Below are 25,883 nucleotides of genomic sequence, written 5' to 3' on the forward strand. Positions count from 1 at the left end.
AAAGGTGCTCACGATCCTCTGAAATCGTTGCTCATGATCCCCTGAAATCCGTGCTCACGATGCAGTGAAATCCGTGCTCACGATCGCCTGAAATACGCAAAGCTTTGCGCGGCAGATTTCGGCGCAGACTATCTCCGCTCAATTCGATGCGGTGGGCATTGTGGACCAACCTGTCGAGTATGGCGTCGGCATAGGTTGGGTCGCCGATGACGCCGTGCCAGGCGGATACGGGAAGTTGGCTGGTAATGATCGTCGATCGACGGCCATAGCGATCTTCGAGGATTTCCAGCAGGTCGTGACGGGCCTGTTCATTGAGCGGTTCGAGCCCCCAATCATCCAGTATCAGGAGCTGAACATGGCCCAAGGTCCGTTGCAGCCGGGCATACCTGCCGTCACCACGCGCGAGCGCAAGCTGGGCAAACAGCCTTGGGACACGCTGATAGAGAACTGAGCGATCGTCTCGGCAAGCCTTGTGGCCGAGAGCGCAAGCCAACCAACTCTTTCCGACGCCCGAGGGTCCGCAAATGGCCAGATTGTCATGGGCGTTGATCCAATCGCCACTGAGCAGTTTCATGAAGAGAGCGCGATCAAGGCCGCGTTCGCTACGATAATCGACATCTTCCGGGGTGGCCTGGTGGCGAAGCTTGGCAAACCTGAGGCGTGCCGCAAGCTTTCGATCGTAGCGGGAGCTCCACTCCCGCTCGAGCAGCAGTCCGAGCCATTCGGCGTGCGAGAGATGTTCGCTTTCGCCGTTGGCAACGAGTTCACTGAAGGCCTTTGCCATGCCGGTCAGGCCCATGGCATTCAGTTTATCCAGGGTTGGATGAGCAAGCATCTTTCGTTCTCCTTAATGGTAATAGCGGGGTCCGCGGATGTTGGCGTGATGGATCGGTTCATGCGGCGTCGCCCCATTTGACGCAGCCGTTCGGTCGAGGTGGTTGTCGAGGATGGAGCGTACCGAGCCATAGGTCCGGGCACCGATCTCCAGCGCCCGGCTGCAAGCGGCATTGACCCTGTCGCGGCCAAAGCTCTTGTTGAGGCGGATGATCCCGAGACAGGCTCGAAAGCCCTGCTCCGGGTGCGGCCTGTCGGCAAGAATGCGTTCGCACAACAGCGCAACATCCGGCCCCATCGCAGAGGCTTCGCGTTGAATGCGTTCGATCGTCCAGTCGGCAAAGCGGCGATGCGCCGAGGGCATATGATCGGGGATCGTCGTGTGCTTGCCGTTGCCGCTGGAGCGGCGATGGGCGGCAATACGCTCGCCCTTGTGGAAGATCTCGATCGTATTGGCGGTGATACGAGCCTCGACCTGCTCGCGGGCGAAGCGATAGGGAACCGAATAATAGTGCCGCTCGATCTCGACGTGATAATCCAGCCCGGCACGCCGGATACGCCATTCGGCAAAAACATAGCGTTCGACAGGCAGCGGTCGCAAAGCCGGACGATCAAGCTCTTCGAACAATTGGCGGCGCGTGACGCCGACGCGGCGCAGAACGCGCTTATCGTTGAGATCATGGAGCAATTGGCCAATCGCCGCATTGACCTCGGCCAAGCTGTAGAAGATGCGATGGCGCAGGCGGCCCAACAGCCAGCGTTCGACGATACGAACCGCAGCTTCCACTTTCGCCTTGTCACGCGGGCGTCGCGGCCGCGTCGGCAAGACGGCGCTGCCATAATGGGCCGCCATCCCGCAATATGTCCGGTTGACCTGGGGATCGAAGTGGCAGGCCTTGATGATCGCCACCTTGGCATTGTCGGGAACCAGCAAGGCTGGCGCACCGCCAAAGAACTCCAGCGCCAGGATATGGCATTCAATCCAGTCGGGAAGCGTCTCGCTCCAGCGTGCCTGCGCATATGAAAGGCTCGATGCTCCCAGAACCGCCACGAACAGGTGCGCCTGCCGTGTCTTGCCGGACAGCCGATCAATAACCACCGTGACCGTGTCGCCGGCATAGTCGACAAACAGCTTGTCGCCGGCCGCGTGATCCTGCCGCATCGTCACAGGCAGCTTCATCGCCCAGCCGCGGTAGAGGTCACAGTACCGACTGTAGCGATAGCCGTCCGGATAACGGCTGATGTATTCGTCCCAAAGGATCTGCAGCGTCATGTGCTTGCGCTTCAGCTCGCGATGGACCTGCGCCCAGTCCGGCTCGGGGCTGCGACGATGACCCGTCTTCGTCCCGGCCGCCTTGTAAAGCGCCGCTTCCAGGACCGCATCGCTGACGTCGTCACCCAACGGCCAGGAAAGCTCCGCAACGGCCGCACGCCGCAGCGTCTCACGCACCGTCGAGGGCGCAGCGCCAACCCGGACCGCAATCGACTTGTGGCCAAGTCCTTGTTCGAAACGATATCTCAATATCTCGCGGACACGCCGCATCTCCAGTCTCTCCGCAGGCATCCCGTTCCTTCCTCGTCACGTCGAAGGAAGAAACTTCACACCAGCAGAACACCCACGCCAGATGCCCTCCGAAGGGGGCGGCATCATCTCGGAATCAGGGGGCGACTATTTCTCGGAATTGGGGGGCGAGATCATTTCGGAATCAGGGGGCGGATTGCCTCGGAATTTGCACCGCCTATTGGGATTAAAGGTTCAGCACAATTTCCGATGCCGGAAGCATCTCTTCACGCCGACCTCCTTGTGGCAGATATCGCCAGTTTAACCGCCGAAACGCCCTTACTTCGCGCAACTCGTGCCGCCGGGGCTACGACCTCCGACGGTAACGATATGCTTTCTGCTCAAATCAAGCTGATCGCGGGGTTTGCCGTCGGCCTGCCGGCAGGCACCTCTCTCGGGCAATAGTGATCGACTGACGTCAATTTGGATCTGCCGGATGTGCCTGCAGGCATCCTATCGTTGAATTGCGAGTGGACGTCCTTGTTCCAGCGGCTGTTCAGCCTTAAAATCACGCGCAGGATTACCTTTGCGTGCCTCCCACTCTTCGATTCGACGGATGCTGTTTGCAATATCAGCCGCAAGAACTGGTCGGGCGACATTGCGCAGATGAGGGCTTCGGAAGCAAGCCCCATGTCGGCGAGCCGTGCATGGCAGCCCGATCTGCTGAAAGAATTCCGTCATATCGTCGAGTTCATCCTCACTGCAGCCCTCTACGGCGAGCTGAACAAGAAGTCCGTAGGAACGTGTTCGCCTTGTTGGGCATGTCGCGTTCCGCGCGTAACGAGAAGGCCAAGCATCATGGCATGGGCTATCGAGAGACCGCCATTTTCGAAGGCAAGGCAACTCACAGCGGCCTCAACTGCGGCCTCCACGTCTGCAGTGCAGTTGACTTCCCCGCGCTCTACCGCGCGCATTGCGGCCACACCATGAGCCCGGATCATTGTGTAGCAGCCCTCGGCAACAAATCAATGCAGAACGCAGCTGCCTCAACCCGTGCCTGTTGACACCGGTTCCAGCAAACATCCGTGCGCTTCGAAGGACTTGGTTATTGCATCGCCGATGCCAGCACAAGAAAAGCGAGCCGGCGCGGCCGCGATCACGGCCGTGTCGACGATCACGCAATCAGCTACGGTTCATATGCTCAACTGCCACGAGCCGATGGTAATGATCGTAGACCCACAGTCCGCATTCCGGCAAGAAGGTGCCGATCGTCGATCGCAAGACTGGCGAGATCCGCGAGGCGAAGCTGTTCCTCGGCGTTCTCGATGCGTCGAGCTTCACTTTCGCCGAGGCCACCTGGACCCAGCCCTTGTCGGACTGGATCGGTTCGCATGTGCGGATGTTCACCTTCTTCGGCGGCGTGCCCCGTCTGGTCGTGCCCGATAGTCTGAAGTCCGGCGTCAACCGGGCCAGCTTCTACGATCCGGAGATCAACGCTACCGCATGATGGCTTAGAACGGCGTGCGCTTCGCCCAGTGCAGCGCGACAACCAAGATGAGACGCGATCTCAGCCAGATTTGTCGCTCTACAGCCCAGAGCTGCATTCTCGGTCGGCTGCGCAAGCAGACGTTATTCTCGCTCGCCGAGGCCAATGCCGTGATTGCCGACGTGTTGGAGCGTATCAACAATCATGTCATGCGCCGTTTGGGTGTCAGCCGTCGCCACTCTTCGAGACGGTCGAACGCGCGGGGCTCGCAAGCTTGCCCGCCGACGAGTACGAGTTCGCCGAATGGCTTTGCGCGGGTCTCGACGGATTACCATGCCGAGTTCAAGACCTTCTTCTATTCCGTCCCGCACGCGCTCATTCGCCAGCAGGTCGATATCGGGGCGACCGCGCGGATGATCGAGATCTTTCATCGCGGCAAACGCGTCGCGGTCCATCAGCGCCGCTAAGGCGGGCCGCGCTATGGAACAGACCCGGCGCACATGCCGAACTCCCACCGCCGATATGCCTAATGGACGCCGGAGCGCTTCCGGCGCTGGGCCGCGTCCATCGGTCCGCAGACCGAAGAGCAGATCGTCGCCATTCTCGCCAGCCGGCCACATCCCGAGCAGGGCTTCAGAACCTGCCTCGGCATCCTGCGCCTCTATCGCGACATCGGCCGCGAGCGCGCCGAGGTCGTTTCGGCACGGGCCGTCGAGATCGGCGGCCTGGCAAGACGATTGCCTCGCTCATCGCCACCCACAAGGCCACCAGACATTCCACCGAACCCGCCGCCGTCATGGAACACGCCAATCTGCGTGGTCCCGGCTACGTTCGTTGAGGAGACACCAACGATGCTGACCCAATCCGACCATCGACATGCTGCGCGAACGGCCTGACAGGCATGGTCAGTGCCTATCAGGAACTCGAGGCGCAAACGGAAGCGACACCTCGAGCATGGCGAATGGCTTGCACTGCTGCTCGAACGCGAGGCGACGACACGCCGCCAGAAGCGCTTCGGGCGAGAGCGCGCGCTGCAAAGCAGCGCCATGACGCCCAGATCGAGAACGCTGACTTCCGCGCCGCCCGCGGCCTGGACCGCAATCTTTTCATGAAGCTCGCCGGTTGCGACTGGATCTCTCGGGGCCATAGCCTGCTGTTGGTCGGACCCGCCGGCATCGGAAAGAGCTGGCTTGCCTGCGCGCTCGGAAACAAGGCATGCCGCGGGGACTTCTCCGTCGCCTATCACCGCCTTCCAAGGCTGTTCTCCACCCGAGAATTCTATGTTAGGTTTCAGCGGTATAAATCAGATTGTTTTCATAGCAGACTGTAGCACCAGGTGAGCAAGTTCTAAACTTTTCACGTTGTCCTCAGCTGACGGAAAGAAGTCTTCACACTGCCCGCTTACCACCGCTGCTTGGAAGTCGGCCAGGACAGCGGCTCGACCAAACAAATCCCGGGTGGCTAATTCTTCTTCAGTGGAAGTTTCGCCGCGTCGCACCTGAAGGCGCTCTCCATTTAGTGATACGTCGCGATCTCCGCGGCTACACCAGTCCACGCATCCGTTTTCAAACTCCATTCGCCAATCGCCCGAGAAAGTCGTTTCAGGGGCCCGGGTTATCCAGCTACCGCTCCAGTTGACGACCACCCCGTTGGCAAAACGGATCAAGGCCGACGCTGACGCCGGGTCGCTATATTTACTCCAGATGGGGCTTGAGGCGAGAGCATCAACATGTGTTGGTTCAGCGCCTATAATCATGCGCATAAGATCAAAGTGATGGATTCCCATGTCAAGGAGAAGCGGCTGCACCATCGTCTGGTGCCAGCGAGCTCGAGCTTCTGATTCGAAAGTGATGCGGCGGCGAAAATCTACGCGCACGTCGCCGAGCAGTCCCAGCTCTTGTTTCCGCACTATTTCGCGTGCGCGGACAGCCGCGGGGTAGTAGCGGAAGTTTTGATTGACCATCAGGACGCGACGCGCTTCCCGAGCGATTTCTGTCAGACGACGCGCATCGCTCAGTTCGCTGGTAAAGGGCTTCTCGACGAGAACATGCAGCCCGATCTGCAGGGCCTCTGTGACAAGGTCCGGATGAGCATCGGTTGTTGTGAGGACGAGAGCGGCTTCTGCGCCAGTCGCGGCGGCCGCTTCGCTGATTGAGCGGAAGAAGAGGGACGGCAACACATTCAGACGGCTTGCTGCCTCTGCGACTTTTGAGGGCTGCCGGTTTACGAAGGCGACTATCTCGATACCCGCGACTTGCGGAACAACTGTCAATGCCCAGTTGACACCCCAGTCGCCAATGCCAACCTGGATGACTCGCATGAAAGTTCCCCTGCTGCTGATGCGGTTGATCGCGCTTTGCAAATGTATGGAACTAGTCCCGTAGGCGATTTCACGGGGCCGGCTTTGAATGGGTTGGTCAGCCGCGTGTGGCTTTTGGCACCAGAACCGCATTCTCCGTTGGGAACCGCAGTCCGACCGTCTGGTCGAGTACGAAACGACGCGACGGGCTCGGCTTCGCGAACGCCGTTACTGTTCCCACCGGCGTGTCGACCTCGATCCGCGTGAAACTACCCAGGTAGACGGACTTCGTTATTCGACCTTGCAGCATGGCCTCGGTTTCGGAGCAGACCTCGACGTTTTCCGGGCGGAGCAATAGGAGATATTGCTGCGCCGGATTGATGGCGAAATCCAGGCTACAACGCAATACCCTGCCGTCCGCGAGTTTGAAGTCGCTTTCGGACGACTGATTGACCGGAAGGAGGTTTGCCTCCCCCAGGAAGTTAGCCACGAATTCGGTCTGAGGGCGCTGGTACAAGCTCTCAGGTGATGAGACCTGTTCGAGCCGACCATCTCGCATCACAGCTGCGCGATCAGAAAGCATCAGGGCCTCACTCTGGTCGTGAGTCACATAAACGATCGTGAGCCGCAGCCGCTCCTGCAGGTTCAAAAGCTCCAGTTTGAGCTCCTCGCGAAGATTCTTGTCCAACGCGCCCATGGGTTCGTCCATCAGGAGCACATGGGGCTCGTAGACCAATGCGCGGACAAGAGCGACGCGTTGGCGTTGGCCGCCTGACAACTGGAGCGGCAATCGGTTGGCGAACTTATCAGGCGATAACTTCACCGTTTCCATTGCCCGGCGCACGCGTATGTCGATGTCAGCTTTTGACATGCGTCTGAGCTTGAGGGGATAAGCGATGTTGTCGAATACGCTCATATGGGGGAACAGCGCGTAGCTTTGAAACACCATTCCAATGCCTCGTGCATATGGCGGAACCGATGTGACATCCTGGTGGCCGATGTGGATTGATCCCGACGTTGAACTCTCAAACCCCGCCAGCATCATCAGTGCTGTCGTCTTGCCCGACCCGGATGGGCCGAGCAGAGAAATGAACTCTCCAGGCTCGATATCGAGTGAGACGTTGTCGACAGCGCGAACTATCCCATACTCTTTCGTGAGACCTCGCATTTGCACCCGAGAACCGGCTACTGAACCAATTTTTTCTAACACCGGAACTTCTCCTGTATAACTTTGCGACTGCACGATTGCTGATTGGATGCCCACGAAACTTTCCTTCTAAGTCAATTTGACACACGTCGCTTCACATTGCAGGGGCGGCTTCCGCCCACCGCCGCTGCCAGCGCTGGAGGATGCCCGCCATGCACATCAGCACGACTGCAATTATGATCTGGACTGTTGAAACGGCAGCGACGACCGGCGAGGCTGCCATGGATAAACTGGAGAAGATCCGCACAGGCAGTGTCGGCGCAAGCGATCCCGACACGAAAACTGTCACGACGACCTCATCGAACGAGATCAGGAAGGCGAACAGCCCTCCAGTGATGATGGCCGGCAGATTGACGGGCATCGTCACGTCGCGAATTGTGCGCCAGCGATTTGCTCCTAGGCTGAGGGCAGCGAGTTCGATGCTGGGATCGATCCGGGCCAATGCCGAAGCTACGATCAGGTAGACATAGGGGACACCCAGCACAGTGTGCAATACGGCAAGACCAATATTGGAGCCGATCATGTCCAGCTTTGCAAAAAGTGAATAGCCACCCGTTGCCAGGATGATTGGCGGAACCACCAGCGGTGCGATTGCGAGGGCTTCAACCAGACGCTTTGCTGGAAGTTTTGTCCGCGCCACGCCAAAGGCTGCAATGCTGCCAATCGTCGTAGAGAACAAGGTGGCCAGACCACCGACAAAAAGCGTCCGCAAGACCGCCTCATTCCACCGTTCGTCAAACACAAACTCCTGATACCAGCGCCAGGAAAACAGTTGCGGAGGAAATCTTAGGACGTCGTCGGTGCTGAACGATAGCCAGACGACTACCAGTGTCGGGCCGGTAAGATAGAGAGCTACCAGTGCAATGAGCAGAAAACGAATGCGGCGGATGTTTGCTGTGTCGCCCATCTCTATCTCCTGTAGTGAGCAGCGACGCTGCCGATTTTGCTGGCAATGAAAAGCAGGCAAAGGGTCACTAATAGTAGGAGAACGGACATCACTGCACCGCCCTTCAGGTTGTAAAACGTAATGACCTCCGTGCTGATCATATTGGAGATCATTGCGCTTTTCGGTCCGCCGAGAATTGCTGGTGTAATGTAGAAGCCGAGGGAAATGACGAATACCAGGATAGCGGCCACCGCCGCTCCCTGCTTCGTGAGCGGCAAAACAACCTTGGTAAACGTCTGCCGCCCTTTTGCACCGCATATCGCAGATGCTCGTAGGAGGTCGAGGTCAAGACTCAGAAGCGTTGTGTAAATAGGGAGGATTGCAAAAGGCAGCATAGCCTGCACCATGCCAATCAGGACGACAGGTTCGGAGTTCAGCATCGTCAGCGGCTGGTCGATTAAGCCGAACTTGAGCAGCACTGTATTGATGATGCCAAAACGACTGAACATTGCCGTCCAGGCGTACGTCCTGACGACGATGCTCGTGAAAAGCGGAAACATGATGAGGGCCAGGGCGATTGAGCGCACGGTTTGTGAACTCCTCCACATCGCGTAGGCCATGGTGTAACCGACAACGACGCTGATGATCGTGACGATCAACGCGACCCGAAATGTTCGGAACGCAACGGAGTGAAACAGATCATCTCGCATAACGTCATATAACAGTTGACCAGCGGCTCCTACTCCCTGATCGAATATTGCTAAAATCAGTGCGATAATGGGTCCGAAGAAGAATACGCCAAGTACGGCAAAAAGCGGGGAAACGCTCGCAAAGCCAATCGGCTTCGAAAGAACAACTCCCTTGTCGACTTCCGCGACGGCGCTTCCCCGCTGAGGTTTGAATTTGTACGTCGATTGCATAACAAGGTCCAATTGGTCTTTCGCCTGACTACTTAGACTAGATTACCGAGCCACGTAGGCCTGCCAGGCTTTGCCAAGTTCGACTTCCTGGTCCGACATCTTCTCTAACAGATCATCAGTCAATGTCGTGAGAACCGCCTGTGCCTCCGGCGTCACGCTGAGAAACGGCTTTAGTTCCTCTGGGAGGTAGTCAATCGCCTCCGGATTCGGCGCGCTATAGCCGACTTGCTTGGTGAACTCCGCCTGCCGCTTCGGATCCAGCATGTATTCGACGAAAGCATTAAGAACGTCCGCGTTCTTCGTTCCCTTCGTGTAGACGAAATAGGCAAAGAATTGGATGCCGCCGTTGTACTGGATTTTCCATTCCGGGTTCGCTTGCGCCGCTTGAATGATCCGGCCGTCCCAGCAGAGGCAATAGTCGACGTTATTGTCGATCATCAACTGGGCCATCTGACTTCCGTTTGTCCAGTAGGACGTAACCTGGTCTTTGATCCGGTCGAAGATCTTGAGGCATCGATCGACGTCGATACCTTTGCTGAGGTCATCGACACTGACTCCATCGCTTATCAGTGCCAGCGTGCAATTGAACGACGCTGAGCCGGCGTTCGAGCCCATGGCGCGGGCGCCCTTGATACTCGGATCAAAAAAATCTTTCACGCTCTTCATTGGTGTGACGTTGTCACCCGAGCGATAGGAGACTGTCACGACCTGATTGATAACTCCAACGCCATTTCCATGTATCGCCGCCTTGGGAAGCTTGCTTAGGCCGGGAATGGCAGACGCGTCGATCACTTCGATCACTCCGTCGCTAACCAGCCTTGGCATGTAAGGGGCATCAACCGACGAGAGGCCGTCCCACTGGACATCCTTCGACTTGGCCTGGGCTGAAGCCGCGGTAACCGCTTGGTCCATACTCGCCTCAACCAATCGAATCTTAGCGCCGGTCTCAGCTTCGAACGGCTTTACGTAGGCCTCCTGGAGGGCGGTCGTATACTTCCCACCCGGGCTCCAGATAACGGCTTCTCTGCCTTTAAGGTCTGCCGCAAGCACGGCAGACGTCGCAAATGCAAATGCGGCAGTGATGCCGACGTAAAGCATCGGTTTCTTAAGCAATGATTTTATGCTCATGCTCTCTCTCCTTTGGTGAATCGCCCGGTGTCGTAATGCTCCCGCAAGCGGTTGCAGATCGTGTTTCTAAGCATCGTAGAGGACAACTGCAGAAGCTCTGCTCGCAGCACGAAGCTCTGAACAAACTCAGCCTCGCGGCTGTTGATGTCTCGCCGAAACGTTAGTCCTGTTCCCCGCCGCCTTGAGGCGGTCATTGGTTATGCGGAATGCAGTTCCATCTAGAACATCAATACAAAAATGTGTCAAGCTGATTCATGTCAGTGCACAAAAAGGTGACGACATGCCGGTACAAAACGCATACAAGTTACAAAATTTGTATCGTTCCCACTTGCGAACAGAATGTACGGAGCTTAACTTCGGGCCACTTAGATTTTTTTGCGGAGCATTTGCCGTTTTGAGCAAGAGTGAAGACCTGTTAGCCACAGTTCTGGCCGACTTGAAATCGGGGCGATATCGCGTCGGCTCCAAACTGCCGCCCTTGCGTGAATTGGCTCGACAGAACAAGGTTTCCGTTTCGGTCGCCGTCAAGGTCTACGACGAATTGAGACGGCGAAATATCATTGAGACCGGGGGGAGCCGCGGTACAACCGTCACCGCGTTCGCCACCGATCCGAATGAACATCCATCGAACGCATGGTTCGGCTCTGTTATCGATCTTAACCAGACCTATCCTTATGTGCCAGAGCTGATCGGCGAACTATCAGAGCTATTTTCCGACACTGCCCAACGTCAGGGTTATATTGGTCCGGGAGTGGCCGATCCTCGGATATTGCAAAGCGCCGGCGATCGCTGGTTTCAAATGACGCAGGTGCCGATCGTTGGCCGATCCGTGCAGGTTACAGCCAGCGGGCAATCGGCCTTGTTTTCCATTCTGCTGATGCTGCGCCGGAGATTGCGCTATGTTTATGTCGACACCTTCACTTATTTCGGCCTGCGTTTCATCTTGGAAGCTTTAGACTTGAAAGCGCTTGCCGTTGAGGGCGACGAGGATGGCATGCGGCCGGATGCCTTGGAAAAGGCGCTGAGATCTAACAAGCCCGGCGCGATTTACCTCATGCCTTCAGTTCACAGTCCAATGGCATATTCTATGCCCGCCGCACGAATCGAAGATCTTGCGAGAGTCGCGAAGAGCCACGATTGTCCAATCATCGAAGACGATCCCTTCCGCTATTTGCTAGACGTGCCGCCGCCAAGTTTCGGCGAATTCTATCCCGAAGGAACATTTAGTGTATCGAGCTTCTCCAAGGTCTATGGAGCGCAGACACCACTGGCGTTCGCCGCCGTTCCCGAGTCAGCGCGCGGGGACATCGTGCTCAATGCGCGTAGTGCCTTTTGTGAATTTGCCTTGCCCCAGTCGTGGATTATATCCCAATGGATCATGTCAGGCAGAATCGAGGAGCATCTCGCCGTGACGAAGTCGGTGTGCTCGGCGTTTCAAGCCATAGCCGCAAGAATCTTTCCCGCGCAGGCGGTTTCCGCCCAGAAACAGGCGCCGTTTATATGGCTGAAGCTGCCGCCCCAATGGGTCAGCAGTTCTTTTGTCGGATCGGCGATGCGCAACGGCGTGCACGTTGCGGGAGGGGATGATTTTTGGGCTGGCGGTGAACGTCGGGGCGACTACGTCCGGATCTCCGCCTTTCCTACTTCTGGACCGAAGCATTTGCCCCGAGCCCTTGAGATTCTCGGCACAATTTATAGCCGCGATCGCCTGAATCTGGCGTAAACAAGGCTCCGAAACAATTACGCGACACCACGTCTCTGCGCTCCCTTCGTCAGGCCGCGCACTGGGAATGCTAAAGCACGCCCGTACAGGGTACTTGACAACTCAATCTTGTTATGTTCATTAGTAGCAATGTTCCGGTACAAAGACAAGCTTGTACCCGATAGAGCACCTCACCCGATCCCCCGAAGTTGATTCATTGGCAATCCAACCCGATTCTAGGAGATAACATGAGTTCGGTTTTTCATCGGCAAATCCACGGACACCCCGAAACTGCCGAGTACGGTGATGGTGTTTTCGTGATTACCAAGCAGGGCAAGCGCTATCTCGACGCGAGCTCCGGGGGAGTGGCGGTTTCCTGCCTTGGGCACAACAATGCAGAAGTCATCGATGCCATTGAACGGCAGCTTCGGAAGCTGCCGTTTTTCCATGGCTTTGTGTTCACTACCGATCCACTTGAGGAACTCGCCGAGGAACTCGTTTCAAACGCGCCATCGGAACTGACAAAGGCCTTCTTCGTATCGAGTGGTTCGGAGGCAGTGGAAACCGCAGTCCTGCTGGCGCGCCAGGCCGCGGTAGAGCGTGGTGATACGAAGCGCAGGCGTATTATCGCGCGCAGGAACAGCTATCATGGCGCGACCATCAATGGCTTTGCAGTGGGGCACAACGTGGTGCGGAGGAGTCCCTTTCTGGACATGGCTGTCGAAATGTCGCACATCGCGCCATGTTATGAATACAGGCATCGCCTTCCTGGGGAGAGCCTGAAGGAATACAGCTTGCGAGCCGCCAACGAGCTCGAAACACAAATACTTGCGCTGGGAGCTGATGAAGTTCTCGCATTCGTCGCCGAGACTGTAGGTGGTAGCGCGTCGGGCGCCGTACCTCCGGTTCCGGGCTATTTCAAACGCGTGAGAGAGATCTGCGACAAATATGGGGTAACTTTGATCCTCGACGAGGTTCTCTGCGGCCTCGGCCGGACAGGAACGCTTCACGCGTTCAGTGAGGAAGGTATCGTTCCGGATTTGGTCGCTCTCGCGAAAGGCCTTGGGGCTGGATACCAGCCAATCGGCGCCGTACTCGTGTCGTCCAGGATTCATGAGGCGATCGGAGCGGGCTCAGGCATGTTTAGGGGTGGTGGGACGTACACAGGACATGCATCGGCCTGCGCCGCCGCTCTTACAGTGCAGCGTATTGTTCGCCGTGACCGGCTCGTGGAGAAGGTAGCTGTTCAGGGGCAGCGTCTGCAGGAACTTTTGAAAGCTCGATTTGGCAACAATCCGTTTGTCGGAGATGTTCGTGGTCGCGGCTTTCTGCAATGTATCGAGTTGGTCGCGGATCAACCGACGAAAGCACCGTTCGAAAAGACACAGGCCATCAGTTCGCGCATCCGCGACGAAGCCATGAATCTAGGCCTTATATGCTTCCCCGGGGCAGGGACGGTTGACGGATTGGTTGGCGACCATATCGTCCTCGCTCCGCCGTTCATAACGACACCGGACCAGATCGAAGAGATGGTCGACAAGCTCGGGAAAGCGGTGGATTCTGCCTTGGCGCATTCCTGTTCAATGTGAACTGACCTGGCATAGCCGGTCACAGACTTCAAGCGTAAACCCTAGCCTCATATTGCGGCGGCGATGCGTTCGCCCCGCTTTAATTATCGGGGCTGCGGCAAGTGCTATCGGCGCACCATCCGTCGAATGCGATATTGCGGTTTCGCGCGACATATCCTGGCAGAGCACCCCCTTCGTGAAATTTTCCCACGATGACGGTGGGTGCGAATCCGCTGCCAATTCCACAGTGTGGGACTGGAGTAATCAATGAGCTGCTCTCGGGCGGGAAGATGGCATAGAGATCATGCTAGGGTAAGAACTCTCCACCTTGCACTGAGCTTTTATGCGCGTTCTGCAATGTAACGCCGATTCACGTAAACCGCCCATTTGACGTTGTTGGATTCAGATCGGCGCATTGTTGCAATAACTACAAGGAATTATCAGGATGAATCCGTCGACTGACATCCGTCCTGCCCGTACGTCCGACCATCCGGTCCTGGTTAAGGCCATCCAGACATGGTGGGAAGAATCTCGCACTCCTGAACAGGCACGGATGCTGTCCTTGCTGCTCCCTCGGTTGTTTCTGCAGCACTTCGCCTCCAGTAGTTTGGTGGCGGAGGATGAAGCAGGAGTCCGAGCTTTCTTGGTGGGTTTTTTCTCTCCCGATCATCCCGAGCAGGCCTATATTCACTTCGTTGGCGTGGATCCGCACTGTCGTGGACAGGGACTTGCACGCCGGCTCTATACGACCTTTTTTGACCACGCGATTGCCGCCGGACGATGCGAGGTCCACGCCATTACCTCACCCCAAAACACCGGCTCGATCGCCTTTCACAAGGCCCTCGAATTTACTGTCGATGGTGAAGACAAAGGTATATCCGTCCACAGCGACTATGACGGCCCGGGTGAGGACCGCGTGGCCTTCCGCCGTAGCTTGATACACTCTGTGCCACGTGGGACCTAACCGGAACGAAAATCCCTATTCCCTTCCGATCACTCGACCAGTTCCTGACGCTTGTGGGTGGCCTCAATATGGAGGATTGGAGCAACTACGAGTTCGGAGCCCACAAGGCTTGACGGGGACGTCAAGCCATTGACGGTCCAGTTTTCAAATTTTGCTCCAATAAAGATGGTGCTGGTCATGCCAGATCTTGCGTCTCAGGTTGCTGCGCATGCATCCAGTCTGCCGCCTGTTGCGTCTTGCTAGCGGCGATGAATATGGCTTTGGGATCGTCCTTCAACACCAGCAAAGAGGCGACATAGGCGGCATGATCGGGGCGCGGATGGTGGGCGATACCCAGATCAGCCAGGACTAGCCCATTGAGAATTTCTGTCACGTTTCTTCGGCGGCATAGGCCGCTGACCCGAAGCGGCCGGAAAGATCGCGGTCAAGCCTGTCCTTCGAACCGCGGCGTGACCGGCTCGTGAATCATACGGCATAGAATGACGCGGCGTTGCGCGGCGTCGCGAAATGAGGTGAACGGCGGCATGGTGTCGGAAGACGGGAGGTGGTAGGCTTCCGACCCGCCGAATACGGTCTTGATGCGCAGGTTCGCAGTGCATGCTTTGGCATGTGGGATACGTTAGGTCTCGGGCAGGTGGCGGGCGCTCGTAGCCGTCAACCTGCGCGCCGGCCGCAGCCCGCGGCCCAGAGCGCCAGCGGTAGAGTAGGCGCGAAGCACCTCTGTCGAGGCCGCGATAGCGCTTGCCGGATGAGACGTTGGTCGGACGGACAATGCTGGTCCCAATGTGGAACCTGGGCGCCTGCCATCCACCTGTGCCTTGCTCGATGGTGGCAGTGATCTCGGCCGTGACGCGGGAATAGACGTCGGCGCGCTTGGTCCGGACAGCGTGGCTCCGGCCCGTCGCTCGTCAAAATAGATCAGCACTGCGTTGAGAGTTGGCCGAGGCTGCGCCGGTTCTCGACCTCCGCTCAGAAGTCGGATCGGCCGGAGCCGGCATAGCCTTCGAAAGCGGCGACGGAGGCATGTTTAGACTGGATCATGCCGGTGATTGTGCCCAACGGACGGTTGGTATGTGCCATTCGATCTTGCGCCTGAACTGCCGCGTCGTGATCCGCCAACGTTGCCCACCTGGCTCGTTCGGGACCGCCCGGCCTGTCGGGTGTGCCGAACAGGTGGTTGATATGGTCGCCGAAGTGATTGAGCTGGCGGACGATTTCGGCCGAGAGGTGGTCCTTGCAAACAGGCCGTGCCACCAGAACGGGCCGGAGCGTTGTGAGGCCTCGGGTGGATGCCACCCGGAACGACGGGCGTTCCAAAACCTCGATTGCGTTGGCTAGCGGCTCGACGGTAATCCACCCGGCAGGCTCACCCTGGCTGGATTTGCCTTTGTATCAGCAAGGCACTCCACAGTCCGGAAACGAGAGAAAACAAAGGAACCTGCTTCCCGCGTACAGTCTTGTTTGCCATCTCCCTTGACTGCACGGTCCGAATTGCGCTGGCCGCATAGATCAGACCCTCGAAGCATGTGGAGAGACAAGACGTCCAATCGCACCGGTGGTCTGACGACAAAGCATTGTAGGTCTTCATAGATGCCAGTAGCACGGGGAGGCCATGCATGCCTAGGTTGCCTCGCCAGTCGTTTACGACAGGCCTGAGTCGGGCCCTTCACAGGCCGCGTTAAGCGAAAACTCCAGCATGCCACAGTCGCGGCACGAGGGACGAATCACTTTGAATCTGGCCATTTCAGAGATTGATGTGCCTCAGGCCCACATCGGACAGACACGTCGGCACCGCTCCTCTAGCACGCGCTGGCTGAGATCCATAGCACTCATTGACAGGTGCGTCTGTTGCTAGCAATATCGTGCCGGTCCGAACAAATGGAACATTATTCCACGATGAAAGTCACTAATTCCTTAGTCGAAAATTGCTTCGCTGTCATTGAACTCTTGGCTTGCGAGGGACGGAGCGTGCGCCTCAGCGAGATTGCACAGACGCTTCAGCTTCAGCGCAGCGGTACACATCGGTTACTTTCGACACTTTGTGCTTTGGGATGGGTGGAACAGGACCAGAAGACAGAATTTTATCGGCTAACACTCAAGTTGTCCGCTATTGGATATCGGTATCTACAAGTGGCCCAAATTCCTGACATATGTCAGCCAATCATTGATCGCGCTGCGAATGAATGCAAAGAACTTGTTCGCTTGGCTGGCATAGTTGGAAGCGATCTGATTACATTTGCTCATGCACAAGGCGCCACCGGAAGTCTGATTTGTCAACCACGTACATTTCCGGTCTTGCCGCTGCACGTGACGGCAAGCGGAAAAGCGTGGTTGGCAACCCTTGCAGACGAGAAGGCACTCAAACTGGTACTCGACGCAGGCTTCGACTATCCGGGAGGATTTGGCCCCAATGCGCTACGTTCCGCCGACGCGTTGCTTCAAGAGCTGGCTAGAACGCGCGACCAGGGCTACGGAGTTGCAATAGAAGAGGCTGAGGTTGGAGTTTCATCTGTTGCTGCTGCCGTTATCTCCAACCAAGGAAATGCTGTTGGTGCTGTGGCGATTGTGGCCCCGGCCTTACGTCTGCATGAACGTCGAATCCCAGAGTTAGCCGAACTGGCGCGACGAACTGCCGAGGAACTCGCTTTCATGTGGCCCCTGCGTCAACTGCTGACAGAGCTGTCGGGCGAAATGAAAAACTGACCCCCCTATTGCCTCACCCAGGGATGTTACCGAAGCGTTGTGCGCTGAGATGGCCGTTATCTTCTCCTGCCGCGGCGGGAGAAGATAACGGCGCGCGCTCCATCCAGTCTCCATCGAGAATAATCTGCCCGGCTGTTTCGATGCGCCAAGCCTTGACGGCCATTTGCACCGTCCGCAGGCTTTTCTTCGTGAAGCGTGACGGATCGGCGCTCATTAGACGCTCTAGGACCGAGGCTGCCGAGACCGCCGGATCCGCCTCAAGCCACGCTCGAATCTGGGGCTCGAATGGCTCCAGCATGCTCCGCCTTTTCGGGTAAGGCTTGGTACGACGATATGGCCTCCGATGTGTCGGCCGTTTCTCCCCAACCTGCCAGGCGGTCTTCAGGCTCAAGGTGAAGCGTTGCAGATCGACGACGACCGGTTCTTCGGATCTGGCGTTTAGGCCACGCCGATCGACCCGCCTTCCGAGCTCCTCCTGGGCGGCGCGGATCCCGGCAAACAGTATCACTGGATCCGCGCTTGCCAACATCGCCTTCAGCCGATCCTTGTCGGCCTCGGCCACACCGGAATGGGCCAGCACCCGCGCAACAGGCGGCACGGGCGGATGGTAGCGTTTGATGACACGAGCGCCGATCCGCGTCTTCTCCCGCAACTTGAATGAAGGTTGGAACAGGTTGCCATGCAGGCGCACCACCTCATAGAGGCGAGCCAGCGCTGTCGTCGCCTCCGCGCCGACGAACCTTCCGTAACCGACCAGCCGTCGCACGATCGCACCGTTCTTCTGCTCGACCCAGGCTTGATCGTTCTTTCGATACGCGCGCGAACGGGTCACCTCCAAGCCTTGGCTTCGACACCAGCAGACCACCAGTTCGTTCATGAAGGCGCTGTCATTGTCGAAGTCGACGCCAAGCAGCGGAAATGGAAACTGCGAGCGGGCCTGCTTGAGGGCAGCAATCACGAGGCCGCTTTCGCGCGTCCGCACCGGCACGCACTCGGTCCAGCCCGTAGCGATATCGGTCAGCACCATCGTCTGCGCGAAGCTGCCGGACGAACAGGTACCCGAATGGGCCACGAAATCGATCTCGACGTAACCGGGCAACGGATCGTTCCAGTCCCGAAAGTACGCACCGGGACCGACCGGCGAACCGCGGAACTCATTCCGGCGCGCCGACGCTGGCCACCGCGAGCCACCACACGTACCTCTGACAGCAACCGATCCATCGTCGCTGCACTGACCATTAGCAGTTTATCGCGAAGCTCGCTGCTCAGCTCGAGCCGGCCGTGACGCTCGAGGGCGGGCAGTAAAATCGGAATCAGCGGCTTCAGGCGTTTCGAGCAAAGACGATCGGACGCTTCCCATAGAGCCACCAGCGCTTCCCTGACGTCGGGACCATACTGGACAGCGTGCTGCCGAGCGGAAGGCGGCTCGGACCCACGATGGCGGAGCTCTGATCGCATGCTTGCGGTGGTAGCCGGTAACCGCGACGAACTCATCTAGGATCCTATGCTTGTCCGCCCGACAGCTCGATCGACAGCGCTCAATGATTGCCTCAATCAGTTCCGTCCGTGTCGCCATGCTGATCCGCCGTGCCATCCATCCCCCGAGCCGGGACAGCGAACCATGACCATCCCATCGGGAGCATCAACACTATCGGTAACATTTTGCTTGAGGCAATGCGCCGTCTCATCCTGATCGCCGCGCTATACCCAACAAATGGAGCGCAGGCGATCGCGTCGCTTGGCCCGAAACACGAACACGTCACCACAACAGGGATCGGCCGCAAGGGCTGACGCCACCAGTGCAAGTCGACAGGTTGGGTCGCCGTCATGATCTTTACATTCGGCGAAAGTCCAATCACCGGCGCCCTCGCAACGCCACGAGCCGATCACGGCCATGCGTGCTCCGGCAATCTCGATCTCAATTCGACTGGAGGCAACGGAAGCGATATCCGATGATGCGCTGGTGAGGCGTTCGTTTTCCAACCACTGTCACCGGCACGAACATGGCCTGCTGTGCGCAGGCTTGCTCGGATCGTCGAACGGTCAGCCCGGCTTCGCGGCGCCAGACATTCAGCAAACCGCGATTGACGCCCCAACGCCGGACGACGGCCGAGATGTTCACGTCGGGTTCTGCGCTTTCGGCAAGAATCCACGCCTTCTCTGCGTCGGTCCAATTCCGCCGCTGGCGTCGACCGGTGATCACCTCGATCCGCCGGTAGACTCCATCGTGCCTGGCTTCATCCATGACTCCAAGCATGGCACCAGCGCGATCTCCGTAGCGCTCACGATCATGCGGCGATGGAAGCGGCCGTCCTCAGCACCGTCACCTCGGGTCGAGGCCCCAATTGGAGGAAAGCGTTGTCGTCGTCAGAACGATACAACCGCGTTATTGCAATGCCATTCTTTGTGGAATAGAGTTTCACTCGCTCCCTTGCCAACTTCCAAGCTGAAGGGGCATTCACCTAGAGAGTGCGCAGTTGAGCCGCTGGAGCCATGACCAATGCCGAGCTCTGCTGCGTTGCGAGCCCACATTTGAGGTTCGCAATGGATGGGCAGGTTCCGCGCCAATGAATTCGGCTTCCGTAACCAATAAAATTGGAGAAGACTATGATTAGTGAAGATATAGACGAGGGACGCGAGCTTCCTCACGAACCTCTTGAGCACTGGGGCGGATTCATTCCAAGACCCCAAGGCTTCGATGCAACTCGGTCGAGGTCTTACGAAACAGTGATTGATGATGCGCGAGTAGCGCAGGTCTTCTGTTATACAAACCTTCTTTCGTACCGCCCAGGCGACGACGTACTTATCCATGCGAGCACAACTGCTACCGAGATATCCATTGAAATTCGAAGAGATGAGATTGGGTCAAACCCAGTAGATGTCATTCAGCAAGTCAAAGCGCCGTTTTCACTGCTGCCGGCCGACTTTGCAGCAAACGGCTGCGGCTGGCCCGTTGTAGCTCGTTGGACTGTGCCGCGCGATCTACGAAGTGGATTCTATTTAGTGATCGCACGTGCAGCGGATGGCCAAGGGAATGTTCGCGAACACGTGCACGGGATTACAGTACTTCCCGCAAAGCGGGGCGCTCGAGCCCCTGTTCTATTCATTCTCGCGACAAGTACCTGGACCGCCTATAATGACTTTGGCGGCTCATGTCATTACCTCGCTGATAACGAGCCGGAGGGTCTGCCCTTTGCCCCTAAACTGTCAATCCATCGGCCTTGGGCGCGAGGATTCATGTCGCTTCCCGCAGGTGCGCCCAGAAAGGGATATGGCACAGCACTTGAGGTGGGCGCGATTCCGCGCTACCCAGCAAGTGAATTCGCGACCCTGCGTGGGTATAGTAGATATTATGCCAATGCTGGTTGGGCAAATTATGACCGCCATTTTGCCTTCTGGGCCGAACAAAACGGTTATAATCTCGACTACGCCACACAAACCGATTTGCATAACGACCCAGATATTCTCGAGGCTTACCGATGTGCAGTTATTGTCGGGCACGACGAGTACTGGACATGGGAGATGCGCGAAGCAGTCGATCAATATGTTGAAAAAGGTGGAAGAGTTGCTCGCTTCGGCGGCAACTTCTACTGGCAAATCCGTCTTGAGGATGGCGGCACCAAACAAATTTGTTACAAAAAACTTGCTAAAACACACGATCCACTAATGGGTTCAACGCACGCTCGAAGGATAACTGCTGAATGGGAAGATCCGTTGGTCGGCCGGCCTGGAGCAGCCACCTTTGGCCTAAATGCAACGTGGGGCATGTATGCTAATCACGGCGCCTTTGCGCCGCGTGGATCCGGCGGCTTCACTATCTATCGCCCTGAACATTGGGCGTTCACTGGAGGTAATTTCTACTACGGCGATATTCTCGGGGGAAGCGCGCGAATTTTCGGCTACGAAGTAGACGGACTTGAGTACGAGATACGCGACGGTTTACCTTATCCGACTTTCAAGGATGGTGCACCGGAAAATCTCGAAATTTTGGCGATGGGATTGGCCAATAATCGTGAGGTCCCCCATTACAGCACCGGCGAGAGCTTGTACTATTCCGACGAGACAGACACTTTCACCGTACCTAGATATGGAGCCGACACTCCCGAAAATCGCGACAAAGCGTCGCGCGGTAGCGGAATGATTGTACACTTCACACGTGGCAAAGGGGAAGTGTTCAACGCGGGTGCGGCTGATTGGGTGGCTGGATTGGCGGCACGTGAGCTAGGTACGGAAATTGTTACTAGAAATGTTCTAGATCGATTTTCTCGGTGATGCTCTATCAGGGTGACCGCTCCCACATGCGGAAGACCACCACCGGGCTAAAACTCCGGTGGTGGTCACAGATTTTCGTTGGATGGCGTCCCCTGCAGCGTTTTTTCAATCACATCCCCTCGCTTAATCATCTCCCGGAACATCTCTGTGGATAAATACCTCTGAAGCATGACGTGCCCGCTGCTCGGTCGTGATGTCGCACTTCGCTACGGCGCGTGTTGAGGGCGCGCTCCCAAGAGCTCCGATACTGTCGAGCTGCACCACCGCGCGGGACACGACCCAAATCAACATCACGGCCAGGGGACCTCGAGGCTCGATTTTTGTCAGCTGGCTCCGACCGGACTATCGGACTATCCACTCCTCCTGTTCGTCACCCAGCCGACGCCCCATGCGGAGCAAATCGATCAGACGACGAGCCACGTGCCTGGACTGCTACTCTGTCGAAGCGAGTCTAGGACTTCTGTAAATCAAGAGCCGTTGTGAGGCTTGGCGCCACGGCTGATCGGCCTTGGTGGAAACTACATAACCATTGGGAACGTGGTTGGGCATGCAGCGATCGCGCTGGCCGGTCTCACTGAAGCAATCTCGAGCTTAGTCGCGATCTCGAGGGCGCCACCGTGATTGTTCAGGGCTTCGGCAATGTCGGCTACCACGCCGCCAAGTTCCTCTCCGAAGAGGACGGCGCGCGCATCTTCGTCGTTGCGGAACGAGACGGCTATGTTGCCAATCCTGACGGCCTGGCGATCGAGGCGCTGAAGCAGCATCAGATCCGCACCGGCAGCATCCTCGGTTTCGACGGTGGCGCCTCGCTCGCCCGCGACATGACGGGCATCGAGCAGCCTTGCGACGTGCTGATCCCGGCGGCGATGGAAAATGCCATCCATGCGGAAAACGCCGAGCGCATAAAGGCGCAACTCGTCGTAGAGGCCGCCAACGGGCCGATCACCTTCGATGCGGACAAGATCCTGCGCGCGCGCGGCGTAACAATCCTTCCCGATCTCTATGTCAACGCCGGCGGCGTGGTGGTGAGCTATTTCGAGTGGGTGAAGAACCTGACCCACATCCCATTCGGCCTGATGGAACGGCGGCGGCGCGAGCGGCGGAACCATGCAATCGCCACTGTCCTGGAGCGGATGACCGGTAAGGAGTTTCCCACCGACATGCGCGACGAATTCCTCGAAGGGGGCGCCGAAATCGACCTCGTACGCTCCGGCCTCGAAGACGTCATGCGCAGCACGTGGTCGCGTATTGCCGACCTGATGCAGGAACAACCGGAACTCGGCGATTACCGCACGGCCGCCTACGTCGCATCCATCCGTCAGATCGCGGAAGCCTACGAAGCGATAGGCATTTGATTGGAGTTGCTCTCACACGGCATTATCAGTCTGTGTCGCGGCATACATGTGCGTATAAGCTCATCAGCATCTTATTCAATACAGGTCGGGAGGGGCTGCGACGCAAATGGCTGAGAGTACGACTTTCATTTGCAAACGCGACTCCGTTTTTCGCACCTCGCCCAGCCATCGGCGTTGGCGTTGTCGACCAGCATTAGGTAGGGCTTAGCACCTTTTGAAAGGCGGCCCGATAGTGGATCTTTTCTAAGGCAGCAAGTGGACCTTTCCTTTACGCGGCAGGACGGACCATCATGGAGCCGCTTATCAACTATCTCGTTCGCTCATACTTCATGCGTGAGGGATGTACGGCTGTGGAGGAAGTCATGGACGATCTCAAATACGGTACCCGTAACAAGCGCGGGGACTGGGCTCCAAACGCCAATGCGCAACCCGCACCACTATTCGCACTGCCGCCACGGCCGATCGCATTCCTAAAGTGGTTGCCGCATTATTTCTTGCCGTGGAACCTGCTTTTCGCGGCTTCCGCAGTGGCATATTGGCATTTCGTAGTGCCCGATCCTGAGGTGACAAAGACCCTGGCGATGTCTTGGATTCTGCGCCTCTTCGTTGTCAATTGTGTAGCCGTGTTTCTGTTTTACGGCGCCTTTGAACTGCGGCTTTACATTTTGCGCCGCCAGGAGAACAGGTTCAAGTACAACAGCAAATTTCCCGCCGAGCAACGAAGCGAAGCCTTTTTCTTCGGACGGCAAAATATAGACAACATGATCCGCACCTTCGGCACCGGCTTGCCCATTTGGACCGCGATCGAAGTTGTGATCCTATACGCTTATGCCTGGGGATATGCCCCTTGGATGACTTTTACGGAACATCCGTGGTATATTTTGGCAGTGGGCCTGGCAGTGCCTCTTATTCATTCTACGCATTTCTATCTGCTGCACCGACTTCTCCATTGGGGCCCGTTATATAAATGGATTCATTCGGTACATCACAACTCGGTTAACCCATCACCGTGGTCGTCTCTATCGATGCACCCGATAGAGCAGCTGGGTTACTTCGGGGAAGCCCTTTGGCATCTCGTAATTCCCTCTAATCCCATTCTCGCTCTTTACCAATTGCACTACACAGGGTTCGGCGCAATCGTAGGGCACGTGGGCTTTAACAAAATCGAAGTTGCCGATGACATCCTCGTGGATGGCGACGACTACGTCCACTACCTCCACCACAAGTTTTTTGAGGTGAACTACGGCGGCGGGTTGATCCCTTTCGATCAGTGGTTTGGAACTTACCATGACGGCAGCAAGGAAGCTGATGCGCGAATGCACGCTCGCTATCAAAAGAAAAAAGAGCGCGTAAACAAGAAATTATCCAAACCAATGTGAACTCACGCAAGGTCAAAGGAGGGGGAATACCGCTCCTCGTTCAGAACATTAGAGGAATTAGAATGGCACAGTGGGTGGAAGCTTGCTCTACAGAAGCAATTGAGCAGGAGGAGGTGATCCGCTTTGATTTCGGCGGGCGCACCTTTGCTATTTTTCGCAGTCCTGAAGATGAGTATTTCTGCACGGACGGCTTATGCACGCATGAGAAGGTTCACCTCGCGGATGGTCTGGTGATGGACAACACGATCGAATGTCCCAAACATGACGGGGTATTCGACTACAAAACCGGCGAGGCGCTGCGCATGCCGCCGTGCGTCGATCTCAAAACCTATCAAGCCAAAATCGAGGACGGCCGTGTTTGGATTGAGATTTGAACGGGCAGGAATGGCCATCGTCGGCGCTGGCGAGTGTGGAACCCGAGCAGCGTACGCACTACGCGAAGCCGGATACAACGGACCGGTGACCTTGATCGGCGACGAGGCAAGCTTGCCCTATGAGCGGCCGCCGCTGTCAAAACCTTCGAACAGGGGCATAGAGCATAAGTTGATCTGCGATACCGCCCAGTTGGAAGCTGCTGGAATAACCTACCTGCCGGGTACACGAGTGACGTCGCTTGATTCGGCTAGAAAGGTTATTTCCCTAGACAAACAAGGCCATCTTCCCTACGAGCGCCTCCTATTAGCAACCGGCGCAACGCCGCGCAGACTAACCTGTCCCGGCGGAGAACTCACTCACGTTCTACGGACGCTGGAAGATGCGAAGCGGCTCTATGAGATGGCTTCCACCGGCGCTCGTTTCGCTATCATCGGAGCCGGCCTAATCGGAATGGAACTGGCAGCTTGTCTCAAAAAACTTGGCATCGATGTAACCGTGATCGATGTGGCAACGCGTCCGCTCGGAAGGGCGGTGCCAGATGTACTGGCGCGACGTATTCACGAAAGGCATGTGGAGGAAGGCGTCAAATTCCGATTTGATGCAATCGTCGAAGAGATCGACAAATTTGGGGTGCGTCTAACAGATAAAAGCCTTGTCGCGGCGGATGTCGTCATAACCGCGATCGGCGTTGCTCCCAACATTTCCCTTGCCAAAGCTTCGGGAGTTTCTACTCAAGACGGCGTTCTCGTAGACGCTTTTCTTCGTACTTCTGCCTCCGATATCTTTGCGGCTGGTGACTGCGCACGCCTCGATCTTGGTGCAGGGAAAACCGCGCGCTATGAAACGTGGCGTAACGCACGCGTACAAGGGGAGATCGCCGCGCGCAATATGGCTGGCGGAGCGCAACCGATCACTACCCAGCCTTGGTTCTGGTCCGATCAATATGAGCTCGGGCTGCAGGTCGTCGGGCTGCCATCAAGGGACCATGTAAACATAACCCGTCATCTGGTTGATGGTGCCGAGATTGTTTTCTTCCTTGACGAGCACGGACGCCTGGCGGCTGCTGCGGGCCTCGGTCCTGGCGGCGCTATCGCCAAAGACATTCGCTTAGCGGAAATGCTTATTGATACACAGGTAAGCTTGGATACGAAGCTTCTCGCTGATCCAACTGTAAGCCTTAAATCGTTTCTGAAACGGACGCAGCTTGCTTGAAGTGGATGTGCTGAAATAGCCGTGGTCAACTAAATGGCTGCACGACAAAGCGGCAATCAAAAATCGAACTACTCTAAAGATGATCGCGACAA

At 57.0% G+C, this 25,883-nt stretch carries 24 protein-coding genes and 3 pseudogenes; 12 read left to right on the forward strand and 15 right to left on the reverse strand.

The window, feature by feature from the left end:
- Window positions 1-31: 31 nt before the first annotated feature.
- The 3 genes from istB to QN219_RS34295 form a co-directional block, all read right to left on the reverse strand.
- Window positions 32-835 carry an IS21-like element helper ATPase IstB gene (gene istB / locus QN219_RS27155; RefSeq protein WP_284003283.1) on the reverse strand — a complete coding sequence of 268 codons (804 nt, stop codon included), beginning with the start codon at window positions 833-835 and terminating at the stop codon, window positions 32-34.
- Between the two features lie 12 nt (window positions 836-847).
- On the reverse strand, window positions 848-2,377 hold the full coding sequence (istA, locus tag QN219_RS27160; RefSeq protein ID WP_284003384.1) for an IS21 family transposase: 1,530 nt from the start codon (window positions 2,375-2,377) through the stop codon (window positions 848-850).
- A 1,004-nt stretch (window positions 2,378-3,381) separates the two neighbouring features.
- Complete coding sequence (locus tag QN219_RS34295; protein WP_405052274.1) at window positions 3,382-3,513, reverse strand: iron-containing alcohol dehydrogenase; 132 nt, start codon at window positions 3,511-3,513, stop codon at window positions 3,382-3,384.
- Window positions 3,514-3,596: 83 nt separating this feature from the next.
- Between QN219_RS34295 and QN219_RS27165 the strand changes: the two genes are divergently transcribed.
- The 3 genes from QN219_RS27165 to QN219_RS27175 all read left to right on the forward strand — a co-directional run bounded on the left by QN219_RS27165 (window position 3,597) and on the right by QN219_RS27175 (window position 5,151).
- A complete protein-coding gene (locus QN219_RS27165; protein ID WP_405052275.1) occupies window positions 3,597-3,842 on the forward strand; it encodes a hypothetical protein in 246 nt (81 codons plus the stop codon).
- 47 nt (window positions 3,843-3,889) lie between these two features.
- On the forward strand, window positions 3,890-4,288 hold the full coding sequence (locus QN219_RS27170; protein ID WP_284003285.1) for a Mu transposase domain-containing protein: 399 nt from the start codon (window positions 3,890-3,892) through the stop codon (window positions 4,286-4,288).
- A 434-nt stretch (window positions 4,289-4,722) separates the two neighbouring features.
- On the forward strand, window positions 4,723-5,151 hold the full coding sequence (locus tag QN219_RS27175; RefSeq protein WP_405052276.1) for an ATP-binding protein: 429 nt from the start codon (window positions 4,723-4,725) through the stop codon (window positions 5,149-5,151).
- Here QN219_RS27175 and QN219_RS27180 read toward each other — a convergent pair.
- The 5 genes from QN219_RS27180 to QN219_RS27200 all read right to left on the reverse strand — a co-directional run bounded on the left by QN219_RS27180 (window position 5,125) and on the right by QN219_RS27200 (window position 10,261).
- Window positions 5,125-6,141, reverse strand: a complete 1,017-nt coding sequence (locus QN219_RS27180) for a Gfo/Idh/MocA family oxidoreductase (RefSeq protein ID WP_284003286.1) — start codon at window positions 6,139-6,141, stop codon at window positions 5,125-5,127. The two genes, QN219_RS27175 and QN219_RS27180, sit on opposite strands and share 27 nt — an antisense overlap.
- Window positions 6,142-6,238: 97 nt before the next feature.
- Window positions 6,239-7,384: an ABC transporter ATP-binding protein gene (locus QN219_RS27185; protein ID WP_284003287.1), complete on the reverse strand. Its 1,146-nt coding sequence runs from the start codon at window positions 7,382-7,384 to the stop codon at window positions 6,239-6,241.
- Between the two features lie 37 nt (window positions 7,385-7,421).
- Complete coding sequence (locus QN219_RS27190; protein WP_284003288.1) at window positions 7,422-8,234, reverse strand: ABC transporter permease; 813 nt, start codon at window positions 8,232-8,234, stop codon at window positions 7,422-7,424.
- A gap of 2 nt (window positions 8,235-8,236) precedes the next feature.
- The gene (locus tag QN219_RS27195) at window positions 8,237-9,145 is read right to left on the reverse strand and encodes an ABC transporter permease (RefSeq protein ID WP_283979799.1); all 909 of its coding nucleotides are present in this window, start codon (window positions 9,143-9,145) and stop codon (window positions 8,237-8,239) included.
- A gap of 30 nt (window positions 9,146-9,175) precedes the next feature.
- Complete coding sequence (locus QN219_RS27200) at window positions 9,176-10,261, reverse strand: extracellular solute-binding protein (RefSeq protein WP_284003289.1); 1,086 nt, start codon at window positions 10,259-10,261, stop codon at window positions 9,176-9,178.
- Window positions 10,262-10,541: 280 nt separating this feature from the next.
- Between QN219_RS27200 and QN219_RS27205 the strand changes: the two genes are divergently transcribed.
- From QN219_RS27205 to QN219_RS27215, 3 genes are all read left to right on the forward strand, one after another.
- Window positions 10,542-11,984: a PLP-dependent aminotransferase family protein gene (locus QN219_RS27205; RefSeq protein WP_284003290.1), complete on the forward strand. Its 1,443-nt coding sequence runs from the start codon at window positions 10,542-10,544 to the stop codon at window positions 11,982-11,984.
- A 227-nt stretch (window positions 11,985-12,211) separates the two neighbouring features.
- On the forward strand, window positions 12,212-13,552 hold the full coding sequence (locus QN219_RS27210; protein ID WP_284003291.1) for an aspartate aminotransferase family protein: 1,341 nt from the start codon (window positions 12,212-12,214) through the stop codon (window positions 13,550-13,552).
- A 424-nt stretch (window positions 13,553-13,976) separates the two neighbouring features.
- Window positions 13,977-14,495: a GNAT family N-acetyltransferase gene (locus QN219_RS27215; RefSeq protein WP_283979795.1), complete on the forward strand. Its 519-nt coding sequence runs from the start codon at window positions 13,977-13,979 to the stop codon at window positions 14,493-14,495.
- Window positions 14,496-14,524: 29 nt separating this feature from the next.
- On the opposite strand, the gene QN219_RS27220 is transcribed toward QN219_RS27215, so the two are convergent.
- From QN219_RS27220 to QN219_RS27235, 4 genes are all read right to left on the reverse strand, one after another.
- Entirely contained in the window at window positions 14,525-14,674 is a 150-nt protein-coding gene (locus QN219_RS27220) for a hypothetical protein (protein ID WP_284003292.1), read from the reverse strand.
- Window positions 14,671-14,868 carry a zincin-like metallopeptidase domain-containing protein gene (locus tag QN219_RS27225; protein WP_284003293.1) on the reverse strand — a complete coding sequence of 66 codons (198 nt, stop codon included), beginning with the start codon at window positions 14,866-14,868 and terminating at the stop codon, window positions 14,671-14,673. The genes QN219_RS27220 and QN219_RS27225 overlap by 4 nt, the downstream gene beginning before the upstream one ends.
- Complete coding sequence (locus QN219_RS27230) at window positions 14,834-15,334, reverse strand: ArdC family protein (protein WP_309486626.1); 501 nt, start codon at window positions 15,332-15,334, stop codon at window positions 14,834-14,836. The genes QN219_RS27225 and QN219_RS27230 overlap by 35 nt, the downstream gene beginning before the upstream one ends.
- A 130-nt stretch (window positions 15,335-15,464) precedes the next feature.
- Window positions 15,465-15,791 carry a hypothetical protein gene (locus QN219_RS27235; RefSeq protein ID WP_284003294.1) on the reverse strand — a complete coding sequence of 109 codons (327 nt, stop codon included), beginning with the start codon at window positions 15,789-15,791 and terminating at the stop codon, window positions 15,465-15,467.
- Between the two features lie 582 nt (window positions 15,792-16,373).
- On the opposite strand from QN219_RS27235, the gene QN219_RS27240 reads away from it, so the two are divergent.
- On the forward strand, window positions 16,374-17,198 hold the full coding sequence (locus tag QN219_RS27240) for an IclR family transcriptional regulator (protein ID WP_284003296.1): 825 nt from the start codon (window positions 16,374-16,376) through the stop codon (window positions 17,196-17,198).
- A gap of 13 nt (window positions 17,199-17,211) precedes the next feature.
- Here QN219_RS27240 and QN219_RS27245 read toward each other — a convergent pair whose 3' ends face one another.
- From QN219_RS27245 to QN219_RS27255, 3 genes and pseudogenes are all read right to left on the reverse strand, one after another.
- Entirely contained in the window at window positions 17,212-18,297 is a 1,086-nt protein-coding gene (locus QN219_RS27245) for a DDE-type integrase/transposase/recombinase (protein WP_284003299.1), read from the reverse strand.
- A gap of 608 nt (window positions 18,298-18,905) precedes the next feature.
- Window positions 18,906-19,057, reverse strand: a pseudogene (tnpB, locus tag QN219_RS27250) (IS66 family insertion sequence element accessory protein TnpB); the annotation flags it as partial.
- A gap of 19 nt (window positions 19,058-19,076) precedes the next feature.
- Window positions 19,077-19,455 (reverse strand): annotated as a pseudogene (locus QN219_RS27255) (transposase); the annotation flags it as partial.
- A gap of 350 nt (window positions 19,456-19,805) precedes the next feature.
- Here QN219_RS27255 and QN219_RS27260 point away from each other — a divergent pair.
- From QN219_RS27260 to QN219_RS27280, 5 genes and pseudogenes are all read left to right on the forward strand, one after another.
- Complete coding sequence (locus QN219_RS27260) at window positions 19,806-21,470, forward strand: N,N-dimethylformamidase beta subunit family domain-containing protein (protein ID WP_284003301.1); 1,665 nt, start codon at window positions 19,806-19,808, stop codon at window positions 21,468-21,470.
- A gap of 590 nt (window positions 21,471-22,060) precedes the next feature.
- A pseudogene (locus QN219_RS27265) lies at window positions 22,061-22,825 on the forward strand (glutamate dehydrogenase); the annotation flags it as partial.
- 362 nt (window positions 22,826-23,187) lie between these two features.
- Entirely contained in the window at window positions 23,188-24,204 is a 1,017-nt protein-coding gene (locus QN219_RS27270; protein ID WP_284003302.1) for a sterol desaturase family protein, read from the forward strand.
- A 62-nt stretch (window positions 24,205-24,266) separates the two neighbouring features.
- Window positions 24,267-24,578, forward strand: a complete 312-nt coding sequence (locus QN219_RS27275) for a MocE family 2Fe-2S type ferredoxin (RefSeq protein ID WP_284003304.1) — start codon at window positions 24,267-24,269, stop codon at window positions 24,576-24,578.
- A gap of 10 nt (window positions 24,579-24,588) precedes the next feature.
- Window positions 24,589-25,791: an FAD-dependent oxidoreductase gene (locus QN219_RS27280; RefSeq protein WP_284003306.1), complete on the forward strand. Its 1,203-nt coding sequence runs from the start codon at window positions 24,589-24,591 to the stop codon at window positions 25,789-25,791.
- Window positions 25,792-25,883: the final 92 nt, after the last annotated feature.

This window comes from Sinorhizobium sp. 8-89, from assembly GCF_030124325.1.
GTDB lineage: Bacteria > Pseudomonadota > Alphaproteobacteria > Rhizobiales > Rhizobiaceae > Sinorhizobium.

Excerpts from the sequence above, each read along its gene's own strand:
- istB (WP_284003283.1), bottom strand. The coding sequence starts at position 835 with ATGCTTGCTCATCCAACCCTGGATAAACTGAATGCCATGGGCCTGACC.
- istA (WP_284003384.1), bottom strand. The coding sequence starts at position 2,377 with ATGCGGCGTGTCCGCGAGATATTGAGATATCGTTTCGAACAAGGACTT.
- QN219_RS27170 (WP_284003285.1), top strand. The coding sequence starts at position 3,890 with ATGAGACGCGATCTCAGCCAGATTTGTCGCTCTACAGCCCAGAGCTGC.
- QN219_RS27175 (WP_405052276.1), top strand. The coding sequence starts at position 4,723 with ATGGTCAGTGCCTATCAGGAACTCGAGGCGCAAACGGAAGCGACACCT.
- QN219_RS27180 (WP_284003286.1), bottom strand. The coding sequence starts at position 6,141 with ATGCGAGTCATCCAGGTTGGCATTGGCGACTGGGGTGTCAACTGGGCA.
- QN219_RS27190 (WP_284003288.1), bottom strand. The coding sequence starts at position 8,234 with ATGGGCGACACAGCAAACATCCGCCGCATTCGTTTTCTGCTCATTGCA.
- QN219_RS27200 (WP_284003289.1), bottom strand. The coding sequence starts at position 10,261 with ATGAGCATAAAATCATTGCTTAAGAAACCGATGCTTTACGTCGGCATC.
- QN219_RS27205 (WP_284003290.1), top strand. The coding sequence starts at position 10,542 with ATGCCGGTACAAAACGCATACAAGTTACAAAATTTGTATCGTTCCCAC.
- QN219_RS27210 (WP_284003291.1), top strand. The coding sequence starts at position 12,212 with ATGAGTTCGGTTTTTCATCGGCAAATCCACGGACACCCCGAAACTGCC.
- QN219_RS27215 (WP_283979795.1), top strand. The coding sequence starts at position 13,977 with ATGAATCCGTCGACTGACATCCGTCCTGCCCGTACGTCCGACCATCCG.
- QN219_RS27220 (WP_284003292.1), bottom strand. The coding sequence starts at position 14,674 with ATGACCAGCACCATCTTTATTGGAGCAAAATTTGAAAACTGGACCGTC.
- QN219_RS27240 (WP_284003296.1), top strand. The coding sequence starts at position 16,374 with ATGGAACATTATTCCACGATGAAAGTCACTAATTCCTTAGTCGAAAAT.
- QN219_RS27260 (WP_284003301.1), top strand. The coding sequence starts at position 19,806 with ATGATTAGTGAAGATATAGACGAGGGACGCGAGCTTCCTCACGAACCT.
- QN219_RS27270 (WP_284003302.1), top strand. The coding sequence starts at position 23,188 with ATGGACGATCTCAAATACGGTACCCGTAACAAGCGCGGGGACTGGGCT.
- QN219_RS27275 (WP_284003304.1), top strand. The coding sequence starts at position 24,267 with ATGGCACAGTGGGTGGAAGCTTGCTCTACAGAAGCAATTGAGCAGGAG.
- QN219_RS27280 (WP_284003306.1), top strand. The coding sequence starts at position 24,589 with ATGGCCATCGTCGGCGCTGGCGAGTGTGGAACCCGAGCAGCGTACGCA.